This is a genomic window from Kitasatospora sp. NPDC036755, assembly GCF_040636595.1.
Lineage (GTDB): Bacteria > Actinomycetota > Actinomycetes > Streptomycetales > Streptomycetaceae > Kitasatospora.
The window spans coordinates 1-21,291 of the sequence record NZ_JBEZUT010000141.1; the positions used below are offsets into that span (position 1 = coordinate 1).

Below are 21,291 nucleotides of genomic sequence, written 5' to 3' on the forward strand. Positions count from 1 at the left end.
TAGTTGACCGTCGCGTAGGCGGTGGTGCCGTCCTGGGAGACGGCGCCCTGCATCTTGAACGGGTCCACCGCGGCGGTGACCTGCTCGGAGTGGGCCCACCGGCCGGCTCGGGCACAGCCGGCTCGGCGGGCTCGGGCGGCTCGGCGGGCTCCGGCGGCACCGTGGGCTCAGGCGGCTCCGCGGGCGGCCCGCACGAGCGCGTCGAAGAGCCGTTGCTGCGCCCGGTCCTCGTGCGCGGTGTCCTCCGGGTGCCACTGCACGGCCGCGAACCAACCGTCGTGCCCGGGGAGTTCGACGGCCTCGACGGTCCCGTCGGCGGCCCGGGCGGTGACGCTCAGCCCCTCCCCCGGCAGGTCCACGTGCTGGTGGTGGTAGCAGGACACGGTGACCTCGCCGCCGCCGGTGATCCCGGCCAGTAGGGAGCCCGGGGCGGGCCGGACGGGGTGCCGGACGTGCCGGTGCTCGCGCCCGGGGCCGCCCATGTCCTGGTGCAGGGTGCCGCCCAGCACCGTGTTGACCACCTGGAGCCCGCGGCAGACGGCCAGCAGCGGCACCCGGCCCGCGAGGGCCTGCCGGGCGAGTTCGAGGTCGAAGGCGTCCTGCTCGTCGTCCACGTCGTAGACGGCGGCGTGGGTGCCGGCCGCGCCGTAGCGGTGGGGGGCGAGGTCCCCGCCGCCGGGGAGCAGCAGCCCGTCGAAGCGGGAGAGCCGCCCGGCCACCTCGGCGGGGTCGGCGGTGCCGCCGGGGGCGTGCGGATGCAGGGTGACGGGCTCGCCGCCGGCCCGCCAGACGGCCTCGACCAAGGCCCTGGCGCTGACCTCGGCGGCGTACCGCAGCGCGGAGGTGGAGGCGGCGAACCGGGCGGGCACCGCGATGAGCGGACGGTGGGTCACAGCTGGATCCAGGTGGTCTTGAGTTCGGTGTACTTCTCCAGGGCGTGGGCGGACTTGTCGCGTCCGTTGCCGGACTGCTTCCTCCCGCCGAAGGGCACGGTGAGGTCGCCCTCCTCGTAGCAGTTGACCCAGACCGTACCGGCTTTCAGGGCGCGGGAGACGGTGTGGGCGGTGGAGAGGTCGGAGGTCCACAGGCCGGCGGCGAGGCCGTAGTCGGTGGCGTTGGCGAGGGCGACGGCCTCGTCGAGGTCGTCGAAGGCGAGGACGGAGAGCACCGGGCCGAACACCTCCTCGCGGGCGAGCCGGCTGTCCGGGGCGACCTGGTCGAAGACGGTCGGTTCGAGGTAGGTCCCGCCGGTGCCGGCCAGGGTGCGGGCGCCGCCGGTGCGCAGGCGGGCGCCGTCGTCGAGGGCGGTGCGGACGTGGCCGAGCACCCGGTCGAGGTGGTCCTCGCCGACCAGGGCGCCCATCTCGGTGGCGGGGTCGAGCGGGTCGCCCACGCGCAGGGCGCGGGCGCGGGCCACGACCGCCTCGGTGACCCGTTCGGCGACGGTGCGGTGCACCAGCAGCCGGGAGGGGGCGGTGCACATCTCGCCCTGGTTGAAGAAGATGCCCCAGGCGGCGGTGGCCGCGGCCCGGTCCAGGTCGGGGGCGTCGGGCAGGACGATGTTGGGCGACTTGCCGCCCAGCTCCAGCCAGACCCGCTTGAGGTTGGAGTCGGCGGAGTAGTGCAGGAAGTGGCGGCCGACGGCGGTGGAGCCGGTGAAGGCGAGGACGTCCACGTCGGGGTGCAGGCCGAGGGCGCGGCCGGCCACGGGTCCGTCGCCGGCCACGACGTTGAGGACGCCCGGCGGAAGCCCGGCCTCCAGGCCGATCCGCCCGAGCAGCAGGGCGGACAGCGGTGAGTGCTCCGAGGGCTTGAGGACGACCGTGCAGCCGGCGGCCAGCGCCGGGGCGATCTTCCAACCGGCCAGGGTGAGGGGGAAGTTCCAGGGGACGACCGCGCCCACGACGCCGGCGGGCTCCCGGGTGACGAGGGCCAGGGCGTCGGGCGCGGTGTGCGGGGACTCGTCGGTGAGCTTGTCGGCGAGCCCGCCGTACCAGCGGAAGGTGGTGATGACGGCCCGCAGTTCGACGTCGTGGGCGTCGGTGATCGGCTTGCCCATCTCCAGGCTGACGGTGAGCGCCAGTTCGGCCCGCCGCTGCTCCAGGAGGTCGGCGATCCGCAGCAGGACGCGGCCGCGTTCGGCGGGGGACAGCCGCGGCCAGGGGCCGTGGTCGAAGGCGCGGCGGGCGGCGGCGACGGCCGCGTCGACCTCGGCCGCCCCGGCGTCGGCGACCCGGGCCAGCACCCGGCCGTCGCGGGGCGACACCACGGGGAACGTGCGGCCGTCGCCGGGTTCGTCGTCGCCGGCGATCAGGTGGGTGACGGCCGGTTCGAGGGTCTCGGCCCGGCGGAGCCAGTCCGGGGTGAAGACGAGCAGTTCGATGGCGATGCCGACGAAGAGGATGAGGATGATGCCGAGCAGGACGCCGGACATGTCGGAGAACTCGCGCTGGTCCTCCAGGAAACGGCCCAGGCCCCGGCCCAGGTCGGGTGAGGAGGCGACGAGTTCGGCGGCCATCAGGGAGCGCCAGGAGAAGGCCCAGCCCTGCTTGAGCCCGGCGAGGTAACCGGGCAGGGCGGCGGGGACGAGGACGTGCCGGGCACCGCTGAGGCCGGTAGCGCCGAGGGTGCGTCCGGCGCGCAGGAACAGCGGCGGCACCTGGTCGATGCCGGCCACCAGGCCGTTGGCGATCGAGGGGACGGCGCCCAGCAGGATGACGGCGTACATCATGGAGTCGTTGATGCCGAGCCAGATGACGGCGGCGGGCACCCAGGCGACCGAGGGCAGCGACTGCAGGCCCTGCAGGACCGGCCCGATGGCGGTGCGCACCGGTCTGACCCGGGCGACGACGAGCCCGATCGGGGTGCCGATGACCACCGCGAGCAGGAAGCCGGACAGACCGCGCCAGACGCTGGTCCAGACGATGGAGAGCAGCGTGCCCTGGTACCAGAGGTCCTGGGCGGAGCGCCACACGTCCGCCGGGCTGGGCAGCTTGTAGGAGGAGGTGAGTTCGAGGCTGTACGCGCCCTGCCAGAGCGCGAGCACGACCAGGACGCCGATCAGCGGCGGCAGGGCCTTGCTGCGCAGCGCCTCGCCGAGCGATCCGCGCTGCGCGGTCACGGCGTCGAGGGCGTCCAGTCCGGCACCGACGCCGGCGGTGTCGCTCGTGCCCCGGTCGGCCTTGGTGAGCGTGGTGTCAGTGCTGGCCATGGCGGCGGATCTCCCCACGCAGTTCTTCGGTGATCTCGACGGACAGGTCGGCGACGCCGGCGGACTCGATGCGGCGCGGCTGGGGCAGGTCGATCCGCCACTCGCGGGCGACCCGGCCGGGGCGGGAGGAGAGCAGGACGACCCGCTGGGCGAGGCGGACGGCCTCGCGGACGTTGTGGGTGACGAACAGCACGGTCAGCCGCCGTTCGGCCCAGATGCGGGTGATCTCGTCGTGCAGGACGTCGCGGGTGATGGCGTCGAGGGCGGCGAAGGGCTCGTCCATGAGCAGGACCTTGCTGCCCTGGGCGAGGGCGCGGGCCATGGCGACGCGCTGGCGCATGCCGCCGGACAGCTCGTGCACGCGCTTGCCGTACGCGCCGGTGAGGCGGACGAGTTCGAGGAGGCGCTCGGCCTCGGCGCGGCGTTCGGGGCGGGCGACGCCGGCCAGTTTGAGGGCGAGTTCGATGTTCCGGCCGGCGGTGAGCCAGGGGAACAGGGCGTGTTCCTGGAACATCAGCGCGGGGCGGCCGCCGGGCACCTCGATGCTGCCGCCGGTTGGCCGGTCGAGGCCGGCGACGAGGTTGAGCAGGGTGGACTTGCCGCAGCCGGAGGCGCCGAGCAGGGTGACGAACTCGCCGGGGGCCACGTCGAGGGTGATGTCGTCCAGGACGTGGGTCAGGGCGCCGGGGCGGCCGAAGGACTTGTGCACGTGGGAGATCCGGACGGCGGGTGCGCCGTCCTGGGCGTCGGCGTCGGGGGCGTCCGCCGAGGTGGTCAGTGCCGGAGTCATCCGGGCACCTCCTGCGTGAGTGGTCATGAGCCCCTCCAGGCACGGAGGGAGAGGTCGGGGCCGTGGCCCGGGCCCCGCCCGTCCCGGTGGGCATCGATCGGGGATCGACCGGGCGGGCGGGGGCCGGACCGCGGAGTCGGGGCGAGCGGCGTTCGGGGCGAACGGCGCTGCCGTGGGCGCTACTTGGCGCCGAGCCCGGCGTCCGCGACGGCGGGCCGGCCCTGGGCGGCGAGGACCTTGTTCAGCAGGGTGAGGTCGTAGATGCCGTTCAGGTTGGGCTTCTTGAGCAGCCCGGCGGTGACGGCGTGGTCGGCCTCGGCCTGGAGGGTGTTCGCCAGCGGGTCGTCCAGGAAGTCGATGTCGGCCCAGGCCGGGTCGAGGATGGCGGGCTCCAGGGAGTTGCCGGCCTCCTTCTTGATCGCCTCGTTGGCGTCGGCCTTGGCCTTGTCGGGGTCGGCCTTGATGAAGGCGTTGGTCTTCACCGAGCCGCGCAGCACGGCCTCCACCACGTCCGGGTGCTCCTTGAGGAACTTCTGCGAGACGATGATGTTGGTGATCACGAACTTCTTGTCCGGCCAGACGTCCTTCTCGTTGAGCAGGACCTTCGCGCCGAGCGTGACGAGCTTGGAGGCGGTGGGCTCGGGCACCCACGCGGCGTCGATGGAGCCGGACTTGTAGGCGTCGGGGGTGACCTTGTTGTCGGTGCGCACCACCGAGACGTCGCCGGCGCCGGAGGCCGCGTCGACCTTGTAGCCCTTGCCCGCGAGGTAGTTGAGCAGGGCCACGTCCTGGGTGTTGCCCAGCTGCGGGGTGGCGATCTTCTTGCCCTTGAGGTCGTCCAGGGAGGCGACCTTGTCCGGGTTGGCGACGAGCTTGACGCCGCCGGAGGCCGAACCGCCGATGATCTTGAGGGACTGGCCGTCGGACTTGGTGTACCCGTTGATCGCGGGGGAGGGGCCGATCCAGCCGATGTCGATGGAGCCGGCGTTGAGCGCCTCGATCTCGGCCGGGCCCGCGTTGAAGACCTGGGTCTTGACCTGGGTGGAGCCGAGCTCCTTCTGGAATATGCCTTCCTGCAGGCCGACCAGCGGGGTGCCGTGGGTGAGGTTGGCGAAGTAGCCGATCTTCACGGTGTCCGCGGACAGCTTCACCCCGGAATCCCCGGAGGTGGCCGCGGAGTTGCTCGCGCCGGAGGGCTTGTCGGCCTTGGAGCCGTAGCCGCAGGCGGAGAGCAGGGCCGCCGCGGTCAGGCCGGCCACGGCCGCGGCGGCGGTGCGTCTGATCCGCCCGGCGTGGGGGCGGGAAAGGGTATGCGAGGGTGCCGGGTTCGGTGCCATGGTGAGTCCTGTTCGCGGACGGACCGTCAGGAGGCGGTCTCGGGTGGAAGGTTGCGGAAGGTGGTGCGCGCGGCAGCGGTGTGCCGGGGCAAGCCGGGCGGCTGTGGGGGGAGACAGCCCGGTGACAGGGCGTTCTCAGCCCTGTCGGCCCACACATCGGGCCAGGCCGCCCTGGCCGCTGCCGAGGGCGCCGCTGCCGATGCGGCCGCCTTCCTTGTCCATGCCCGAGAACGCCTCGCTGGGCATCAGACCCAGTCCTCCTCGTCGGGTGTGCCGGTGGTGGGTGCGGTGGCGAAGGCCTCGCCCGCCATGCCGGCGGTGAGGGTGGTGCCGTCGGCCGGGTCGATGAGCAGGAACGAGCCGGTGCGGCGGTTGTCGGTGTAGCGGTCGAGGGCCAGCGGTTCGGCGGTGCGCAGGACGACGTGGCCGATGTCGTTGACGTCCAGCCCGTCGGGGGCGGGGCGCTGTTCCAGGCCCCCTTCGCCGATCGGCGCGGTGATGTCGATCCGGTAGCTGATCTCCTTGACCAGCGCCCGCACGGTGCGGGTGGTGTGCTTGAGCAGGACCTTGTCGCCGGCGCGCAGCGGCCGCTCGTCGAGGTGGCTGACGGTGGCCTCGATGTCCTTGGTGGGCACGGGCGCGGGGCCGGCGGCGATGAGGTCGCCGCGGGAGACGTCGATGTCGTCGGCGAGGCGGACGGTCACCGACTGGGGGGCCCAGGCGACGTCGCTCTCGCGGCCCAGGGCGTCGATCCCGGCGACGGTGCTGGTGCGCCCGGAGGGCAGCACCGTGACGGTGTCGCCGACCCGCAGCACGCCGGAGGCCAACTGGCCCGCGTAGCCGCGGTAGTCGGGGTGTTCCTCGGTCTGCGGGCGGATCACGTACTGGACGGGGAAGCGGGCCGGCCGGTCGCTCGGGTCGCTGCCGACCGGGACGGTCTCCAGGTGCTCCAGCAGCGTCGGGCCGCCGTACCAGTCCATGTGCGCGGACGGTTCGACGACGTTGTCCCCGGCGAGGGCGGAGATCGGGACGGCGAGGACGTCCTCGACGCCGAGCGAGGCGGCGTAGGCGGTGAACTCGGCGGCGATGGCGGCGAAGACGGGCTCGGCGTAGCCGACCAGGTCCATCTTGTTGACGGCGAGGACGACGTGCGGCACGCGCAGCAGCGCGGCGACGGCGGCGTGCCGGCGGGTCTGCTCGACGACGCCGTGGCGGGCGTCGACGAGGACGACGGCGAGCTCGGCCGTGGAGGCCCCGGTGACCATGTTGCGGGTGTACTGCACGTGGCCGGGGGTGTCGGCGAGGATGAACCGGCGCCGCGGCGTGGCGAAGTAGCGGTAGGCCACGTCGATGGTGATGCCCTGCTCGCGCTCGGCGCGCAGGCCGTCGGTGAGCAGCGCGAGGTCGGGGGTCTCCTGGCCGCGGCTGCGGGAGGCGTGCTCGACGGCCTCCAGCTGGTCGGCGAGCACGGACTTCGAGTCGTGCAGGAGGCGGCCGACGAGGGTGGACTTGCCGTCGTCGACGGAGCCGGCGGTGGCGAAGCGCAGCAGCGAGGTGGCGGTGGCGTGCTGGGCGGTGGTGCTGGTCATGGTTAGAAGTACCCCTCGCGCTTGCGGTCTTCCATCGCGGCCTCGGAGAGCTTGTCGTCGGCGCGGGTGGCGCCGCGCTCGGTGAGGCGGGAGGCGGCGATCTCGGCGATGACGGCCTCGATGGTGGTGGCGTCGGAGTCGACGGCGCCGGTGCAGGACATGTCGCCCACCGTGCGGTAGCGGATCAGCCGCCGCTCGACGGGCTCGTGGTCCTTGGGGCCGCCCCAGTCGCCGGCGGTCAGCCACATGCCGCTGCGGGCGAAGACGTCGCGCTCGTGGGCGTAGTAGATCGCCGGGAGCTCGATGCCCTCGCGCTCGATGTACTGCCAGACGTCCAGCTCGGTCCAGTTGGACAGCGGGAAGACCCGCACGTGCTCGCCGACCGCGTGGCGGCCGTTGTACAGCGACCACAGCTCGGGGCGCTGGCGGCGCGGGTCCCAGGCGCCGAACTCGTCGCGCAGCGAGAAGACGCGCTCCTTGGCGCGGGCCTTCTCCTCGTCGCGGCGGCCGCCGCCGAAGACGGCGTCGAAGCGGTTCGTCTCGATGGCGTCCAGCAGGGGGACGGTCTGCAGCGGGTTGCGGGTGCCGTCGGGGCGCTCGCGCAGCACGCCGCGGTCGATGAAGTCCTGGACGTGGGCGACGTGCAGGCGCAGGCTGTGCCGCGCGGCGACGCGGTCGCGGTAGGCGATGACCTCGGGGAAGTTGTGCCCGGTGTCGACGTGCAGCAGCGAGAACGGGATCGCGGCGGGCGCGAAGGCCTTGAGCGCCAGGTGCAGCATGACGATGGAGTCCTTGCCGCCGGAGAACAGGATCACCGGGCGTTCGAACTCCCCCGCGACCTCGCGGAAGATGTGCACCGACTCGGCCTCCAGCGCGTCCAGGTGGGACAGCGCGAACGGGCTCCGCGGGTCCTGCTCGGGCGCGCCGGTGCGGCCCGGGGTGTCGGTCGCGGTGGTCATGCCAGGCCCCTCTCGGTCAGGAAGACGTGCAGTTCGGCGGCGGACTCGGCCACCTCGCGGCCCTGGGTCTGCAGGCGCAGCTCCGGGTCCCGCGGCACCTCGTACGGGTCGTCGACGCCGGTCAGGCCGGAGATCTCCCCGGCGGCCTGCTTCGCGTACAGGCCCTTGACGTCGCGCTCGGCGCACAGCTCGACCGGGGTCGCGACGTGCACCTCCAGGAACTCGGTGCCGTTGGCGCCGTGGTGCTCGCGCACCGCGGCCCGGGCGTCCGCGAACGGGGCGATCACCGGGGCCAGCACCTTCACGCCGTGGGAGGCGAGCTTCTCGGCGACGAAGCCGATCCGGGTCACGTTGGTGTGGCGGTCCTCGCGGGAGAAGCCGAGGCCCTTGGAGAGGAACGCGCGGATCTCGTCGCCGTCCAGGACCTCGACCCGGTGGCCCTCGGCGCGCAGCCGCTCGGCGAGGGCGAGGGCGAGGGTGGTCTTGCCGGCGCTGGGCAGCCCGGTCAGCCACACGGTGGCGCCGCGCTCGCAGGGGGCGGCCGTGCGGGCCGCCTCTGCGGCGGGGTCGGCGGCCTGGGTGTGAGCTGTCACGGTGTCTTCCTTACACGGTGGGGGCGGTGCCCGGACGGTCGGTGCCCGGGCGGTCGGGGTCTCAGAGGTGGATGCCGCACTCCGTCTTGCCGGAGCCGGACCAGCGGCCGGCCCGGGCGTCCTCGCCCTCGGCGGGCTTGCGGGTGCAGGACGTCGGGGAGCAGCCGATCGACGGGTAGCCCTCCCACAGCAGCGGGTTGAGCAGCACCCCGTTGGCGGCGACGTAGGCGTCCACGTCCTCCTGCGTCCAGCGGGCGATCGGGGCGATCTTGACCTTGCGGCGCTTCGGGTCCCAGGACACCACCGGGGTGTTCGCCCGGGTCGGCGACTCGTCGCGGCGCAGCCCCGTGGCCCAGGCGTCGTAGCCGGCCAGGCCCCGGTTGAGCGGCTCGACCTTGCGCAGCGCGCAGCACAGGTCCGGGTCGCGGTCGTGCAGGTTCGGCCCGTGCTCGGCGTCCTGCTCGGCCACCGTGCGCAGCGGGGTGAGCGTGATGACGTTGACCGGCATGGTCGCGGCCACCGCGTCGCGCGTCCCGATGGTCTCCGGGAAGTGGTAGCCGGTGTCCAGGAACACCACGTCCACCCCCGGGAACACCGAGGACGCCAGGTGCGCCACCACCGCGTCCTCCATCGAGGAGGTGACGCAGAACCGCCGGCCGAAGGTGTCGGCAGCCCACCGGAGGACCTCCTGCGCGGTGGCCTCCTCCAGTTCCCGGCCGGCCCGCTCGGCCAGGGCCGCGTGGTCAGTCGCGGTGCTGCTCATGTGACGTACCCCCGTGGTCGGTCGGTGACAGCAGGCCGAGGAACTTCAGCTGGAAGGCGCGGCGGCAGCCGTGGCACTCCCAGGCGCCGTGCCCGGCCTCGGAGGGGCGCAGGTCCTCGTCCCCGCAGTACGGGCAGAAGAAAGGGGCCGCTCGCTCGCTCACGACAGCTGCTCCTCGGTCGCCCGGGCCGCCCACTGGGCGAAGCGCTCGCCCTCGGCGCGGTCGCCCCGGTAGCGGGTCAGCACGCGCTCGACGTAGTCGGCCAGGCCCGCGCTGGTGACCTTGAGGCCGCGGACCTTGCGGCCGAAGCCGGCCTCCAGGCCGAGCGCGCCGCCGAGGTGCACCTGGTAGCCCTCGACCTGGTCGCCGTGCTCGTCGGTGACCAGCTGGCCCTTGAGGCCGATGTCGGCGACCTGGATGCGGGCGCAGGCGTTCGGGCAGCCGTTGATGTTGATGGTCAGCGGCTCGGTGAAGTCCGGCAGGCGCTGCTCCAGCTCGTCGATGAGCGTGCGGCCGCGCTCCTTGGTCTCGACGATGGCGAGCTTGCAGTACTCGATGCCGGTGCAGGCCATGGTGCCGCGGCGGAACGGCGAGGGGGTGACCCGCAGGTCGAGCTCCTCCAGGCCGGCCACCACGGAGTCGACGTGCTCCTCGGCGATGTCGAGGACGAGCATCTTCTGCTCGGCGGTGGTGCGCACCCGGTCGCTGCCGTGGGCGGCGGCGAGGTCGGCGATCCGGCCGAGCAGCTTGCCGTCGACCCGGCCGACGCGCGGCGCGAAGCCGATGTAGAACTTCCCGTCCTTCTGCCGGTGGACGCCGACGTGGTCGCGCCAGCGGGCGGCGGGCTCGGCCGGGGCGGGGCCGTCGACCAGCGCGCGCTTCAGGTACTCGTCCTCCAGGACCCGGCGGAACTTCTCCACGCCCCAGTCGGCGACCAGGAACTTCAGCCGGGCGCGGTTGCGCAGGCGCCGGTAGCCGTAGTCGCGGAAGATCCCGATGACGCCGCCGAAGACGTCCGGCACCTCGTCCAGCGGCACCCACGCGCCGAGCCGCACACCCAGCTTGGGGTTGGTGGACAGGCCGCCGCCGACCCACAGGTCGAAGCCGGGCCCGTGCTCGGGGTGGACAACGCCGACGAAGGAGATGTCGTTGATCTCGTGCGCGACGTCCAGCAGCGGGGAGCCGGAGACCGCGGACTTGAACTTGCGCGGCAGGTTGGAGAAGTCCGGGTTGCCGATGAAACGGCGCTGGATCTCCTCGATGGCGGGCGTGCCGTCGATGATCTCGTCCTCGGCGATGCCGGCCACCGGGGAGCCGAGGATGACGCGCGGGGTGTCGCCGCAGGCCTCGGTGGTGGACAGGCCGACGGCCTCCAGCTTCTGCCAGATCGCCGGGACGTCCTCGATCCGGATCCAGTGGTACTGGATGTTCTGGCGGTCGGTCAGGTCGGCGGTGCCGCGGGCGTACTGCTCGGAGACCTCGGCGATCGCCCGCAGCTGGGGGACGGTCAGCCGGCCGCCGTCGATGCGCACCCGGAGCATGAAGAACTCGGCGTCCAGCTCGTGCGGGTCCAGGATCGCGGTCTTGCCGCCGTCGATGCCCTCCTTGCGCTGGGTGTAGAGGCCCCACCAGCGCATCCGGCCGCGCAGGTCGGCGGGGTCGATCGAGTCGAAGCCCCGCTTCGCGTAGATCGTCTCAATGCGTGTCCGCACATTGAGACCGTCGTCGTCCTTCTTGAACTGCTCGTTGACGTTCAGCGGGGTGAAGTGCCCCATGCCCCACTGGCCCTCGCCGCGGTGGCGGGTCACCTTGCGGGCCGCCGCGGGGCGTCGCTCGGCGGGGCGGTCGGCCGTGGGCTCGACGGTCTCGGGGGAGGTGGCCATGGTGAAGTCCTTCGGGGCGGGTGGCGCTGGCGCCGAATGGGTCGCGGGGCGTGCTCGGCCGAACGGTGCTGCTCTGACCTGCGGATTTCTCAAGGCCTTGAGGGCAGTGACCAGGACCGGGCGGGCGCCTGCGCATCCGCGGCGGCGGGGATGGCGGGAGGATCGGCGCCGGGTGCGGGGAGCGGCGGAGTGGGAGCTCAGGTCACCGGACAGATGGCGCTGGACACGCGAAGGAGATCGACGTGGAGTCGACCTACTAGGGTGGTTCCGGCGCTAGGCATGGCAAGAGATTCGCACGGCGCGGGACTCGCGGTCCACTAACATCCGAATGTTGGACGCTGACGTATCGTCATGTGGGACAACCGGACGTTCCCGCCGCTCCCCGCCCGGCGTCCCTCCGCGGGCCCGGCCGCGCGTCCGCCCGGCGTCCCTCCGCGGGCCCGGCCGCGCGTCCGGCCATTGGCCCGCGCACGCGCCCGTACCCCCGGGGAGATCAACCGCCGGGCCCCGGCCCGATACGGTTGGCCCTGTGCAAGCAGCAGGCGATACGAGCAGAACGAACGCCGAGCGGCCCTCCCGGCGCAGGGGCAAGGGCTCCCGGCGCGCGGTCAAACAGGCCACCTGGCGCCGTACGGCGTGGGAACTGGTGAAGGACACCACCAACACCTGCGTCGAGTACCGGGTCACCGGGCTGGCCGCGGAAGCGGCCTTCTTCACCCTGCTGTCGATCCCGCCGCTGCTGCTCGGCCTCGCCGGCACCCTCGGCTACCTCGACCAGTTCCTCGACGCGGGCACCATCGACCGGCTCAAGCACGACATCGTCGCGGCCTCCGGGACGGTGCTGTCGGACTCCTCCGTCAACGACGTCGTGGTCCCGCTGCTGAACCAGGTGTTCGACACCGCCCGGCCCGACCTCGTCTCGATCGGCTTCCTGCTGTCGCTGTGGTCCGGCTCCAGGGCCCTCTACATCTTCATCGACACCATCACCGTCATGTACGGGCTGGACGGCAAGCGGGGCATCGTCAAGACCCGGACGATGTCGCTCGGCCTCTACCTCGGGGCCCTGGTGATCGGCTCGCTGGTGCTGCCGCTGCTGATGGCCGGGCCCGGGCTGCTGGAGAACGCCGTGCCCGGGGTCGCCGGGCTGGTCGGCGCCCTCTACTGGCCGGTCGCGATCGTGCTGCTGATCGTCTCGCTGACCACCCTCTACCACCTGGCCGTCCCGGTCTCGACCCCGTGGCGCGAGGACATCCCCGGCGCCCTGGTCGCCCTGGTGGTGCTGGTCTTCTGCAGCATCGGCCTGCGGGTCTACCTGGTCAGCTCGGTCGAGGGCCCCTCCGTGTACGGCTCGCTGGCGGCGCCGGTGGCCGTCCTGCTGTGGATCTTCGTGGTGGCGCTCGCCGTGCTCATCGGCGCCGCGATGAACGCCGCGATAGACCGCCGCTGGCCCACCCTGGAGACCGCCGACGCGCGCGCCGAGAACGAGCGCGCCCAGGAGGAGGCCGCCGCCGCGGTGGTCCGCGAGGTCGCCGCCCGGCGGGCCGTCGAACGGGCCCGGCGCGCCCGCGAACTCGGGCTCGCCGAGGGCGTCGAGGAGGAGTGGGGCGAGGACGAGGGCGAGGACGTCGACGTGCCCTCCGAGTACCCGGAGCGGTGGGCCGACGTCCTCGCCGCCGACAACGTGCGCGGCCGGCTCACCGCCCGGGGCGGGCCGCACCACCGGCCGGCCCGGGGAACGCGCGGCCCGGGGCGGGCCCCTGGGGACGGTGGCCGCCGGAGCGGGCCTGGGGGCGGTGACCGGGCTGCTGGGGGTCGGCGGCGGCTTCCTCGCCGTACCCGCGCTGGTGTCGGTGCTCCGGCTGCCGATGCGCAGGGCCGTCGGGACCAGTCTGGTGGTCGTCCTGATCAACTCGGTCGTCGCCCTCGGCACCCGGCTGACGGTCACGGGCGTGTCTCTCGACCCGGCGGTCTTCGGGCCCTTCGTGGGCGCGGCCGTCCTCGGGGCCTGGGACGGCAGACGGCTGGCGGGCAAGCTCTCCGGCGCCGCACTGCAGCGGGCCTTCGCCGTCGTCCTGCTCGCGGTGGCCGCCTGCATGCAGATCGGCGTCCTCGCCTGACGGCGCACCTCCCCTGTGCCCGCCTCCCGCTGACCGGCCCCGGCGACCGGCCCCCCGGCGACCGGCCCCCGGCCCTCGGCGCCCGCCTCCACCGGCGGGCGCCGATTTTGTGCCGCCGCCCCGAAGGTACGAACATTCACTGCGTGTCCCGCACGACCCAACCGACCCCTGACCCCCAGGACGGCACCGTGACCCCCGAGCCCGGCCCCAGGCCCCTCACCCGATCCACGGGCAACCCGCTCTGGGCACAGCTGCGCGCCGACCTGCTGCGCCGGCTCGACGAGGGCGAGTTCCGCGACGTCTTCCCCGGCGAGCACGACCTCGTCGCCGAGTACCGGGTCAGCCGGCACACCGTCCGCGAGGCCCTGCGGAAGCTCCGCGAGGAGGGCCTCGTCTCCGCCCAGCGCGGCAGGGCCTCGCGGTTCACCGCGAGCCGCCCGCTGGAGCAGGACGTCGGCGAGGCGTACAGCCTGTTCCGCGCCGTCGAGGAGGTCGGCGCCGTCCAGCGCAGCGTCGTGCGCGCGCTCGACCGGCGCGCCGACGGCGTCATCGCCGCCCGGCTGGGGATGGAGGAGTCCACGCCGCTCGTCTACCTCGAACGCGTCCGCCTCGCGGACGAGGAGCCGCTGGCCGTCGACCGGATCTGGCTCCCCGCGGACGTGGCCCACCCGCTGCTGGACGTCGACTTCACCCACACCGCGCTCTACGACGAGCTCGAACGCCACTGCGGCAGCCGGATCTGCGGCGGCTGGGAGCGTATCCGCGCCGTGGTCCCGGGCCGCGGGGAGCGCATCCTGCTCGACTGCCCCGAGACCACCGCGCTGCTCGCCATCGACCGGCTCGGCCACGACGCCGACGGACGCCTGATCGAGTGGCGCCAGACGCTCGTCCGGGGCGACCGCTTCGCCGTCGCCGCCGCGTTCTCCGCGCACGACTACCGCCTGGGCGCCCCGGTGCAGACGCCCTGACGGGACGGACACCGCGCCCCGCGGCGTTACGTCGCGGGCGGCAGACAGGGCGGGTAGGGGGGCTTCTTGGGCGGCTTGTCCTTGAACACTCCGCCGCACTCCCCGTACCTCCGGGCGTTGCCGTTGTAGACGGCGAGGACGTCGAACACCGTCGGTGTCCCGCCCCTGCGGTAGACGAACCGGGGGGATGACGGCGACCCGATGTCGAGCTTGTCCGCCTTGTACGTCGCCGCTTCCTGGGTCTGGCCGGCCTTCCGGGTGTTCCAGAAGGCGTACTTCGTCATCGTGGACCAGTTCAGGAGGTAGTCGTACTGTTCCACGCTCAGTGTGGTGAGCGCGCCCTGGGTCCCCCACGTGGCCGCGACCGCGCCGGCGACCGCGGCGAACCGGGCGGCCTCGGCGAAGAGCACGGCCGGCTGGCAGAGTTGGCTCCTGTCGGCCTTCTCCGCGTTCCGGGCGAGGGCCAGGACCGCCTTGTTCAGACTGTCGACGGTGATCGGCAGCTTCCCGTTCGTGATGTCGGGGCAGAGCTTCGCGTACTGGGCGCTCGTGATCTCGGGAGTGTTGTCGGGGAAGGGATACCGGCGCCAGGTCTCACCGGCCTCTTCGAGCTTGACGTACTTCTTGGTGGCCTCGTTGTACAGGCCGATGATGTAGAGGTCGTCCTTGCGCATCAGGAAGGTGATGCGCGTCGTTCCGTCGAGGCCGGCGACCCGGAGCCCGACGAAGTCGTTCTCCGTGTACTTCGTGGGCGGCTGGGGGCTCGGCTGGGCCTTCCTCTGGTCCGTCGACGGACTGATGTGTACCGCCCTGCTGGTCCCGTCGGAGGTCACCGCGTCGACGGCCGGCGCCACGGCGCGGCGGATCGACGCCACGTAGTCGGTGTAGGCCGGGCCGTCCGCCCACTGCCGGGCCCCGAACTCCAGGGACACCGGAGGAAGGGCCTCCGGGGCGGGCGGCGGGTCGGACGGCGCGGTGGCGGAGCAGGCGCAGAGGAGCGCGGCCGCGAGCGCGGTGACGAGGGCCGCCCGGGGTCGGGGAACGGGGGGAACGGGCATGGGTGACGTCCTTCCGGGGCCCGGGAGGCCCTGCGGATCGGGTGCGACGGGTCAGGTGGCCGGGCCCTCGACCGTTGTCGTGGCCGGGGCGGGGGTGGGCGGGATCGTGGCGCCGGTGCCGTCCTTGAGCACGGGGGTGGCCGTCAGGGTCCCGGCGGCGGTGACCTTCCCGGTCAGGGTGACGGTCTGTTCGGCCATGGCGGCGAGCACCGGGACGGCGAGGGTGAGCGCCGTCCGGCCGTCGGGCGTGGTGATCCGGGCGGTGGTGGAGCCGTGGTCGGGGGAGAACCCGGCGCCCTCCAGGGTGACGTCGAAGGTGGCTCCGCGCGCGGTGGCCCGGCCGGTGTTGGTCAGGTTCCAGACGTGGGTGACGTTGTCGCCGACCCGCGGCGCGGTGGGGGAGACGGCCGTGGTGATCAGGACCCGCGGGTCGAGGACGACGGGCACCGGGTCGCTGCCGCCGGAGAGTCCGGTGGTGGTGCCGACGGTGGCGGACCGGGTGACGGAGGGTTTCCGGTCGCCCGGGTCGGGGCCGACGGCGATCCGGACGGCGATCTGGGCGGCTTCACCCGGCGCGACGTCCCCCACCGGGACGGTCCACCGGCCGGGGTGCCCGGGGTCGACGGTGCCGCCGCGCGGGAGGGTGTCCACGGTGGCGTCGAGGAAGGTGAAGTCCCTGGGGAGCGTCAGCACGAAGGAGGTGTTCCGGGCGCTGGACGGGCCGTCGTTGCCGAGCGACCAGACCAGCCGGGTCTCGGCGCCGGCGGCGACCGGGTACGGGAGTTGGAAGGCGTCGATCCGTACGGCGCTGCGGGCGGTGACGTCCAGTACGGCGGTGTGCTCGACGAAGTCCGCGCCGTCGGCACGGAGCCGGGCGACGACGGCCAGCGGTTCGGGGCCGTTGGCGGTGGTGTCCGTCTGGGGCTGTACGCGCGCGGTGACCCGCACCGTCTGCTTCTCCCCGGCGGCGAGGCCGTCGAGGCCGACGACCAGCTGTCCGTCGCTCTGCGACAGCGAGGAGGCGGGCTTGCCGTCGACCCGGACCTCGGTGGCGGTGAGCTCCGGCGGGAGGACGACCCGGAGCGCCGCGGGGCCCGTGGCGCAGGCGCCGGTCCTGGCGGCCGTCCAGGTGAACGCGACGGTGGCACCGGCGTCGACGGCGCGCTGCTTCGCGGTGTCCGCGTCGGGGGTGAGGACCAGGACGGCGTCGGAGTCGATCTCGACGCGCGCCACCGCCTCGGGCAGGTCCTTGACGGTGGCCCGGCCGCTCACCGGGCCCGGCGGTCGGGCGAGGTCGTCGACGCCGGCGGTGCCGGTGGCGGTCACGGTGACGGGAACACCCGGCTCCACGTCGGGCAGGGGTGTCGTGCCGGGGCCGCCGGACGTGCCGGCGCCATTGGAGACGGTGACCTTCGGACTGCCCAGCTCCGGGGGCAGAACGAGCTCGGTGGTGGCGCCGGAGGCCACCGAGGGGCCGAGGTTGACCACCGTCCAGACCAGCGAGGCGGACCGGCCGGCCGCCACCGGGCTGGGCCTGCCGGTGCCGGTGACGGCGAGCGTGCTCGCCCGGGTGACCGGGACCGGATGGATCGTGCCGGTGGCCTCGGCGGTACTGCCCGCCTTGGCGGTGGCGGTCACGGCGGGAAGAGGAGTGCCCTCCTTGGCAGCCGGGTCCACGAGGACCGTGACGGTGACCGTGTCCTGCCCGCCCGGCTCCAGCCGGTCGATCGTCGGCCAGACGATCTCCTTGCCGTCCTTCGTCGGGGCTCCGGCGTGCGAGGAGGCGAGGTAGGTGGTGGAGGACGGCAGTTCGGCGGTGAGGTCGATCCTCTCGGCGGCCGGCCCGCCGGTGTGGGTGAGCGTCCACACCAGGGTGAGGTCGCGCCCGGCGATCACCGGGGAGGGGACGGCCGTGCCGGTGAGGATCGACGCCGGCTTGAGCTCGGCCGTCAGGGTGTTCGTGACCTTGGGGGCGTCGGCGGCCCGGGCCAGGGCGGTCGCCGCCAGGGGGCCGGGGGTGCCCTGGTCGACGGTGGCGGTGGCCTCGATCGTCAGCGACGCGCCCTTCTCCAGGGTGCCGAGGCCGTCGAAGACGAGTTCGCGCTTGTCCTCGTGCCAGGCCGCCTGCTGCGAACCGCCCTCGGTGACCTTGCCGGCCGGGGCGGTCAGCCCCTCGGGCACGGTGATCGTGGCGGTGACCGAGGAGGCGGAGGAGGGCCCCTTGGCGGTCAGGACCCAGCGGTAGGTGACCGGCTTCCCGGGATCCGCCGGGTTCGGGGCGACCGTCCCGTTCAGGTCCAGGTTCGAGGTGACCTCGACGGTGGCGGTGGCCGTCTTCCAGACCGGGTAGGCCTGGGCGGAGACGGCGTACGCGCGCGCGGACAGCTCGCCGGTGGCGGAGTCCCCGACGGTGGCCCGGACGGAGACGGACCGGGACGTGCCCGGGCCGAGCTCGGAGATCCAGCCGGTGATCACCCGGGGTGTCGGGAGGGCGTTCAGGCCGTCGACCTTCGTCGGGGTGATGTCCTCGGGCAGGGTGAGGGTGACGCAGACGTTCTTGGCGGCCACCTTTCGGCCGGTGTTCTTGAGGGTCCAGGAGTAGGTGAGGTCCCCACCGGGCTCCACCTTCTCCGGGTCCGCCCTCGCCTCGGTGAACTTCAGACCGGTGGTCCTGTTCTTCTCGTCCTCGTCGTCGTTGTGGTCGTCCTTCCCCTCGTTGTCCCCGCCGCTCGCGCCACCGCCGAACGGGGGCGGGAGGCTGATCGCGGGGAAGCCGGAGGGGAAGTGGTTCGCGGGGCGCTTCCTCTTCTCGGCGGGGACCTCGATGGACTGCCGGACCTCGGTCGAGCCGGTGCCGGTGAACCTTCCGATCACTTCGACCTCGCCGCCGTCCGTGCTGCCGACCACGGTGCCGACGGTGAACCAGCGGCCGTGCGGGTCGGGCGGCAGGTCCACCGGGTCGAGCGTGGCCTTCTGGTCCGTGTCGAGGGTCAGTGCCTTCGGGAGGTCCACCGTGCGGACGACCTTGCGGGCGACGGACGGGCCGGTGTTGACCACGTGCCAGGAGAGGGCGAGCTGGTCCTTCTCCTGGACGGCGGTAGGGAAGCACCGGGTCTCGGTGATCCTGAGTTGGGCCTTCGCCGTCACCTGGGCCGTGGACGGGGCCTCGGCGGTGGTGGCCGGTTTCCCGGTCTCGGGATCGGGGGTCTTCGCGTCGGCCCGGGCGGTGGCGATGAGCGCGCCGAGCACGTCCGGGGCGGGCCAGGCGGTGACGGTGAGGTCGATGGGGCGGTTCGGCGCCAGGGCGCCCAGGTCCCATGTGAGCTCGGTGCCGGCGGGGGTGTTCTTCCGGGTGGCCGTCGGCTTGGCGGAGACGAAGGTGGCGTTGGACGGCAGGGTGGCCCGTGCGGTCACCCCGGTGGCCGTGGAACTCCCGGTGTCGGTGAGCGTCCAGCGGAAGGTCGCCGGGTGGTCGCGGTCACCCGCCACGACCGAGGGCGGGTCCGTGGGAGCGCCGCGCAGGGCCAGCTCGGCCTCGGCGGTGACGGTCGTGCTCGCCCCGGGGATGGTGAGGGTGATCGGCTTTCCGGTCTTGGCATCCGTGGTCGAGGCGGCGGCCGTCGCCTCGACGGTCGCTTCGCCGGTGGCGTCGGGGGAGACCCTCGCGGTGACGGCCACGGTCAGGTCACCGGGCTCGACCGAGGGAAACGCCCAACGGACGACCTTTCCGTCGTTCTGGAGCGCACCGCGCCGAGTGGCGGAGACGAAGGAGAGAGCGGAAGGCAGGGTCGCGGTGACGGCCAGGCCCCGGACGGTCGAGGGGCCCGCGTTGTGGAAGGTCCAGCCGACCGTGACCTGGTCCCGCCCGGCGACGGCCTTCTCGGGTCTGACGACGGGCTCGGCGCAGGTGAGTGTGGCGAGTTCCCGGAGCGTCAGGGTGACGGGGACCGGCACCGCCGGGCTGGTCGCCGGTGTGTCCGACGAGGCCACCGCCGTGGCGACCAGGGGGTCCTGGGCCTTGGCGGAGGCCTTTGCCGTGACCGTCACCTCGTGCGGCCGCTTCGGGCCCAGGAACCCGAGCTGCCACAGGACGGTGCCGTCCGCCTGGAGGGCGCCGCCCCCGTCGGCCGAGTCGAAGACCACTCCGGCCGGCAGGGTGGCCCGTACCGTCGTGTTTCCGGCGACGGACGGCCCGCCGTTCTCCAACTTCCAGCCGAACCTGGCGAGTTGATCCGCATTCACCGTGCCTGCGGCTGGGTTTCCGGACAGCTTCAGGTCCACCCGTCCGACGGGGAGGATCGCGACGGTCTCGAACAGTAGGCCGCCCGTGGTGGTGGCGGCGAAGTTGATCCCCGTGGGGACGGAGGTGTCGGTCGGCCAGACCCGCAGGGTCACCGCTGCCGTGGTCCTGGCACGGGGTTCCAGGGCCGGCAGCGTGCTGTTGTACGGGTCGGACCCGACGCCGTCGACGGTGGAGCTGACGATGTCCAGGCCGGCGCCCGCCTCCCAGCTGCACGGGGTGGCACCGGTCTTGACGGAGCCGGTGTTCGTCACCGTCCAGGTGACGACCACCTCCTCGCCCCCCGCCGGGCCGGGCGGCCGAGTGACGCCGTGCTCCATGGAGAGGCCGCCGGCTTCCATGCAGATCATGACCTGTTCCTCCTGGTGGGCCCGGTAGCGGGAGGGCGGCCGACCGCCGGCGGGGAACACCGGGTGGGTGCGGCCCCTCGTGCCGGTCCGTTCGATCAGGACTGCCGCCGCGCCACGGCGGAGCCGGAGTGCTCCGCAGCGCAGTTGTCACTGTACGAACGGTGTGTGGAGGCCGCCCGGTGGGGCGTCCACTCGGGGGCTCGTGGCGACGGCCACCCGCCCACTCGCCCGCCCCCGCCGGGCCGGCGCCGCGCGCCCGGCCGGGTGGCCCGGCCCGGGCGGCTCCGGGGCGGGCACCGGACGGTTACCGATCGGGGCCCGGACCGTCGCACGCGCTCGGTATGCTCGGCGTTCCGATCTGACGTTCCGTCACCCATCTGTCGCGTAAGGGTTTCGCATGGAGTTGTCATCCGCATCGAACAGGCTCGTCGGCGGACGGTTCCGGCTGGTGAGATCCCTGGCGGCCGGCGGCATGGGCCAGGTCTGGGAGGCCAGGGACGAACTGCTGGACACCGAGGTCGCGGTGAAGGAGGTCCGATGGGAGGAGGGCCTCTCCGAGGACGACCACGAGCGGGCCATCGCCCGGGCCATGGCGGAGGCCCGCCACGCGGCCGCGCTCCGCGACCACCCCAACGTCGTCGCGGTGCACGACGTGGTGGTGGAGGACGGCGGCCCGTGGACGGTGATGCGGCTGGTCCGCGGCCGATCGCTGGCCCAGGTGCTCCGGGCCGACGGGCCGCTGGAGCCGGAGCGGGCCGCCGAGGTGGCCGCCGGGGTGCTGCGGGCGCTGGCCGCGGCACACCGGGCGGGCATCGTCCACCGCGACGTGAAACCGTCCAACATCATGCTCGCCGACGACGGCGGGGTGCTGCTGGCCGACTTCGGCATCGCCAAGAACCACGCGGGCACCGTCCTGACCACCACCGGGTCCGTGGTCGGCTCGCTGGACTACATCGCCCCGGAGCGGCTGGCCCACGAACCGGACACCCCGGCCGTCGACCTGTTCAGCCTCGGCGCGACGCTCTACGAGGCCGTCGAGGGGGTGTCGCCGTTCCGGCGCGAGACGGCCGCGACGACGATCGCCGCCATCGCGCTCGCGATCGTCCCGCCGCTCCAACGGGCGGGCCGGCTGGCCCCGTTGATCACCGCCCTGCTCTCCCGGAACCCGGCGGGACGGCCCGACGCCGCGACGGCGCTGGCCATGCTCGAGGGCTCCGGACCGGCGGGCGGGAGCGCCGTTCCGCGGCGCGAGGGCGCACCGGCGGACCGCGCCGGCGGACCGGCGGGCGGAGGCCCGACCACCGAGCTCGACCTCCCGGCCGGCCCGCCGTCGGCACCTCCGCCCGCCGACCCGTCGGGCCCGCCGTCGGCC

At 73.6% G+C, this 21,291-nt stretch carries 15 protein-coding genes and 3 pseudogenes; 4 read left to right on the forward strand and 14 right to left on the reverse strand.

Annotation, left to right across the window (positions count from 1 at the left end):
• Positions 1-167: 167 nt before the first annotated feature.
• The 12 genes and pseudogenes from AB0E96_RS21495 to AB0E96_RS21550 form a co-directional block, all read right to left on the reverse strand.
• Positions 168-893 (reverse strand): gamma-glutamyl-gamma-aminobutyrate hydrolase family protein, encoded by a 726-nt coding sequence (locus AB0E96_RS21495; RefSeq protein ID WP_359825987.1) that lies wholly within the window; start codon positions 891-893, stop codon positions 168-170.
• Positions 890-2,377 (reverse strand): aldehyde dehydrogenase, encoded by a 1,488-nt coding sequence (locus AB0E96_RS21500; RefSeq protein ID WP_359826020.1) that lies wholly within the window; start codon positions 2,375-2,377, stop codon positions 890-892. The genes AB0E96_RS21495 and AB0E96_RS21500 overlap by 4 nt, the downstream gene beginning before the upstream one ends.
• 6 nt (positions 2,378-2,383) lie before the next feature.
• Positions 2,384-3,211: pseudogene (locus tag AB0E96_RS21505) on the reverse strand (ABC transporter permease); the annotation flags it as partial.
• Positions 3,198-4,001, reverse strand: a complete 804-nt coding sequence (locus AB0E96_RS21510; RefSeq protein WP_359825990.1) for an ABC transporter ATP-binding protein — start codon at positions 3,999-4,001, stop codon at positions 3,198-3,200. The gene AB0E96_RS21510 and the pseudogene AB0E96_RS21505, both read right to left, overlap by 14 nt.
• Before the next feature lie 179 nt (positions 4,002-4,180).
• The gene (locus AB0E96_RS21515) at positions 4,181-5,338 is read right to left on the reverse strand and encodes an aliphatic sulfonate ABC transporter substrate-binding protein (RefSeq protein ID WP_359825993.1); all 1,158 of its coding nucleotides are present in this window, start codon (positions 5,336-5,338) and stop codon (positions 4,181-4,183) included.
• 245 nt (positions 5,339-5,583) lie between these two features.
• Positions 5,584-6,927, reverse strand: coding sequence for a GTP-binding protein (locus AB0E96_RS21520; protein ID WP_359825996.1), 1,344 nt, complete (start codon positions 6,925-6,927; stop codon positions 5,584-5,586).
• 2 nt (positions 6,928-6,929) lie between these two features.
• Complete coding sequence (gene cysD / locus AB0E96_RS21525; protein ID WP_359825999.1) at positions 6,930-7,886, reverse strand: sulfate adenylyltransferase subunit CysD; 957 nt, start codon at positions 7,884-7,886, stop codon at positions 6,930-6,932.
• A complete protein-coding gene (gene cysC / locus AB0E96_RS21530) occupies positions 7,883-8,479 on the reverse strand; it encodes an adenylyl-sulfate kinase (protein ID WP_359826002.1) in 597 nt (198 codons plus the stop codon). The genes cysD and cysC overlap by 4 nt, the downstream gene beginning before the upstream one ends.
• A gap of 61 nt (positions 8,480-8,540) precedes the next feature.
• Positions 8,541-9,242, reverse strand: a complete 702-nt coding sequence (locus tag AB0E96_RS21535) for a phosphoadenylyl-sulfate reductase (protein ID WP_359826004.1) — start codon at positions 9,240-9,242, stop codon at positions 8,541-8,543.
• Complete coding sequence (locus AB0E96_RS21540; RefSeq protein ID WP_359826007.1) at positions 9,223-9,405, reverse strand: hypothetical protein; 183 nt, start codon at positions 9,403-9,405, stop codon at positions 9,223-9,225. The genes AB0E96_RS21535 and AB0E96_RS21540 overlap by 20 nt, the downstream gene beginning before the upstream one ends.
• The gene (locus AB0E96_RS21545) at positions 9,402-11,126 is read right to left on the reverse strand and encodes a nitrite/sulfite reductase (RefSeq protein ID WP_359826009.1); all 1,725 of its coding nucleotides are present in this window, start codon (positions 11,124-11,126) and stop codon (positions 9,402-9,404) included. The genes AB0E96_RS21540 and AB0E96_RS21545 overlap by 4 nt, the downstream gene beginning before the upstream one ends.
• Before the next feature lie 197 nt (positions 11,127-11,323).
• A complete protein-coding gene (locus AB0E96_RS21550; protein WP_310593185.1) occupies positions 11,324-11,407 on the reverse strand; it encodes a putative leader peptide in 84 nt (27 codons plus the stop codon).
• Between the two features lie 47 nt (positions 11,408-11,454).
• On the opposite strand from AB0E96_RS21550, the pseudogene AB0E96_RS21555 reads away from it, so the two are divergent.
• From AB0E96_RS21555 to AB0E96_RS21565, 3 genes and pseudogenes are all read left to right on the forward strand, one after another.
• A pseudogene (locus AB0E96_RS21555) lies at positions 11,455-12,558 on the forward strand (YihY/virulence factor BrkB family protein); the annotation flags it as partial.
• Positions 12,559-12,895: 337 nt separating this feature from the next.
• Positions 12,896-13,243: pseudogene (locus AB0E96_RS21560) on the forward strand (sulfite exporter TauE/SafE family protein); the annotation flags it as partial.
• A gap of 188 nt (positions 13,244-13,431) precedes the next feature.
• On the forward strand, positions 13,432-14,211 hold the full coding sequence (locus AB0E96_RS21565) for a GntR family transcriptional regulator (RefSeq protein ID WP_359826023.1): 780 nt from the start codon (positions 13,432-13,434) through the stop codon (positions 14,209-14,211).
• A 26-nt stretch (positions 14,212-14,237) separates the two neighbouring features.
• Here AB0E96_RS21565 and AB0E96_RS21570 read toward each other — a convergent pair whose 3' ends face one another.
• On the reverse strand, positions 14,238-15,269 hold the full coding sequence (locus tag AB0E96_RS21570) for a ribosome-inactivating family protein (RefSeq protein ID WP_359826012.1): 1,032 nt from the start codon (positions 15,267-15,269) through the stop codon (positions 14,238-14,240).
• Positions 15,270-15,320: 51 nt separating this feature from the next.
• Positions 15,321-19,919 (reverse strand): hypothetical protein, encoded by a 4,599-nt coding sequence (locus tag AB0E96_RS21575; protein WP_359826015.1) that lies wholly within the window; start codon positions 19,917-19,919, stop codon positions 15,321-15,323.
• Between the two features lie 448 nt (positions 19,920-20,367).
• Between AB0E96_RS21575 and AB0E96_RS21580 the strand changes: the two genes are divergently transcribed.
• Positions 20,368-21,291, forward strand: a 924-nt coding sequence (locus tag AB0E96_RS21580) for a serine/threonine-protein kinase (RefSeq protein ID WP_359826018.1), incomplete at its 3' end; no start/stop codon positions are given.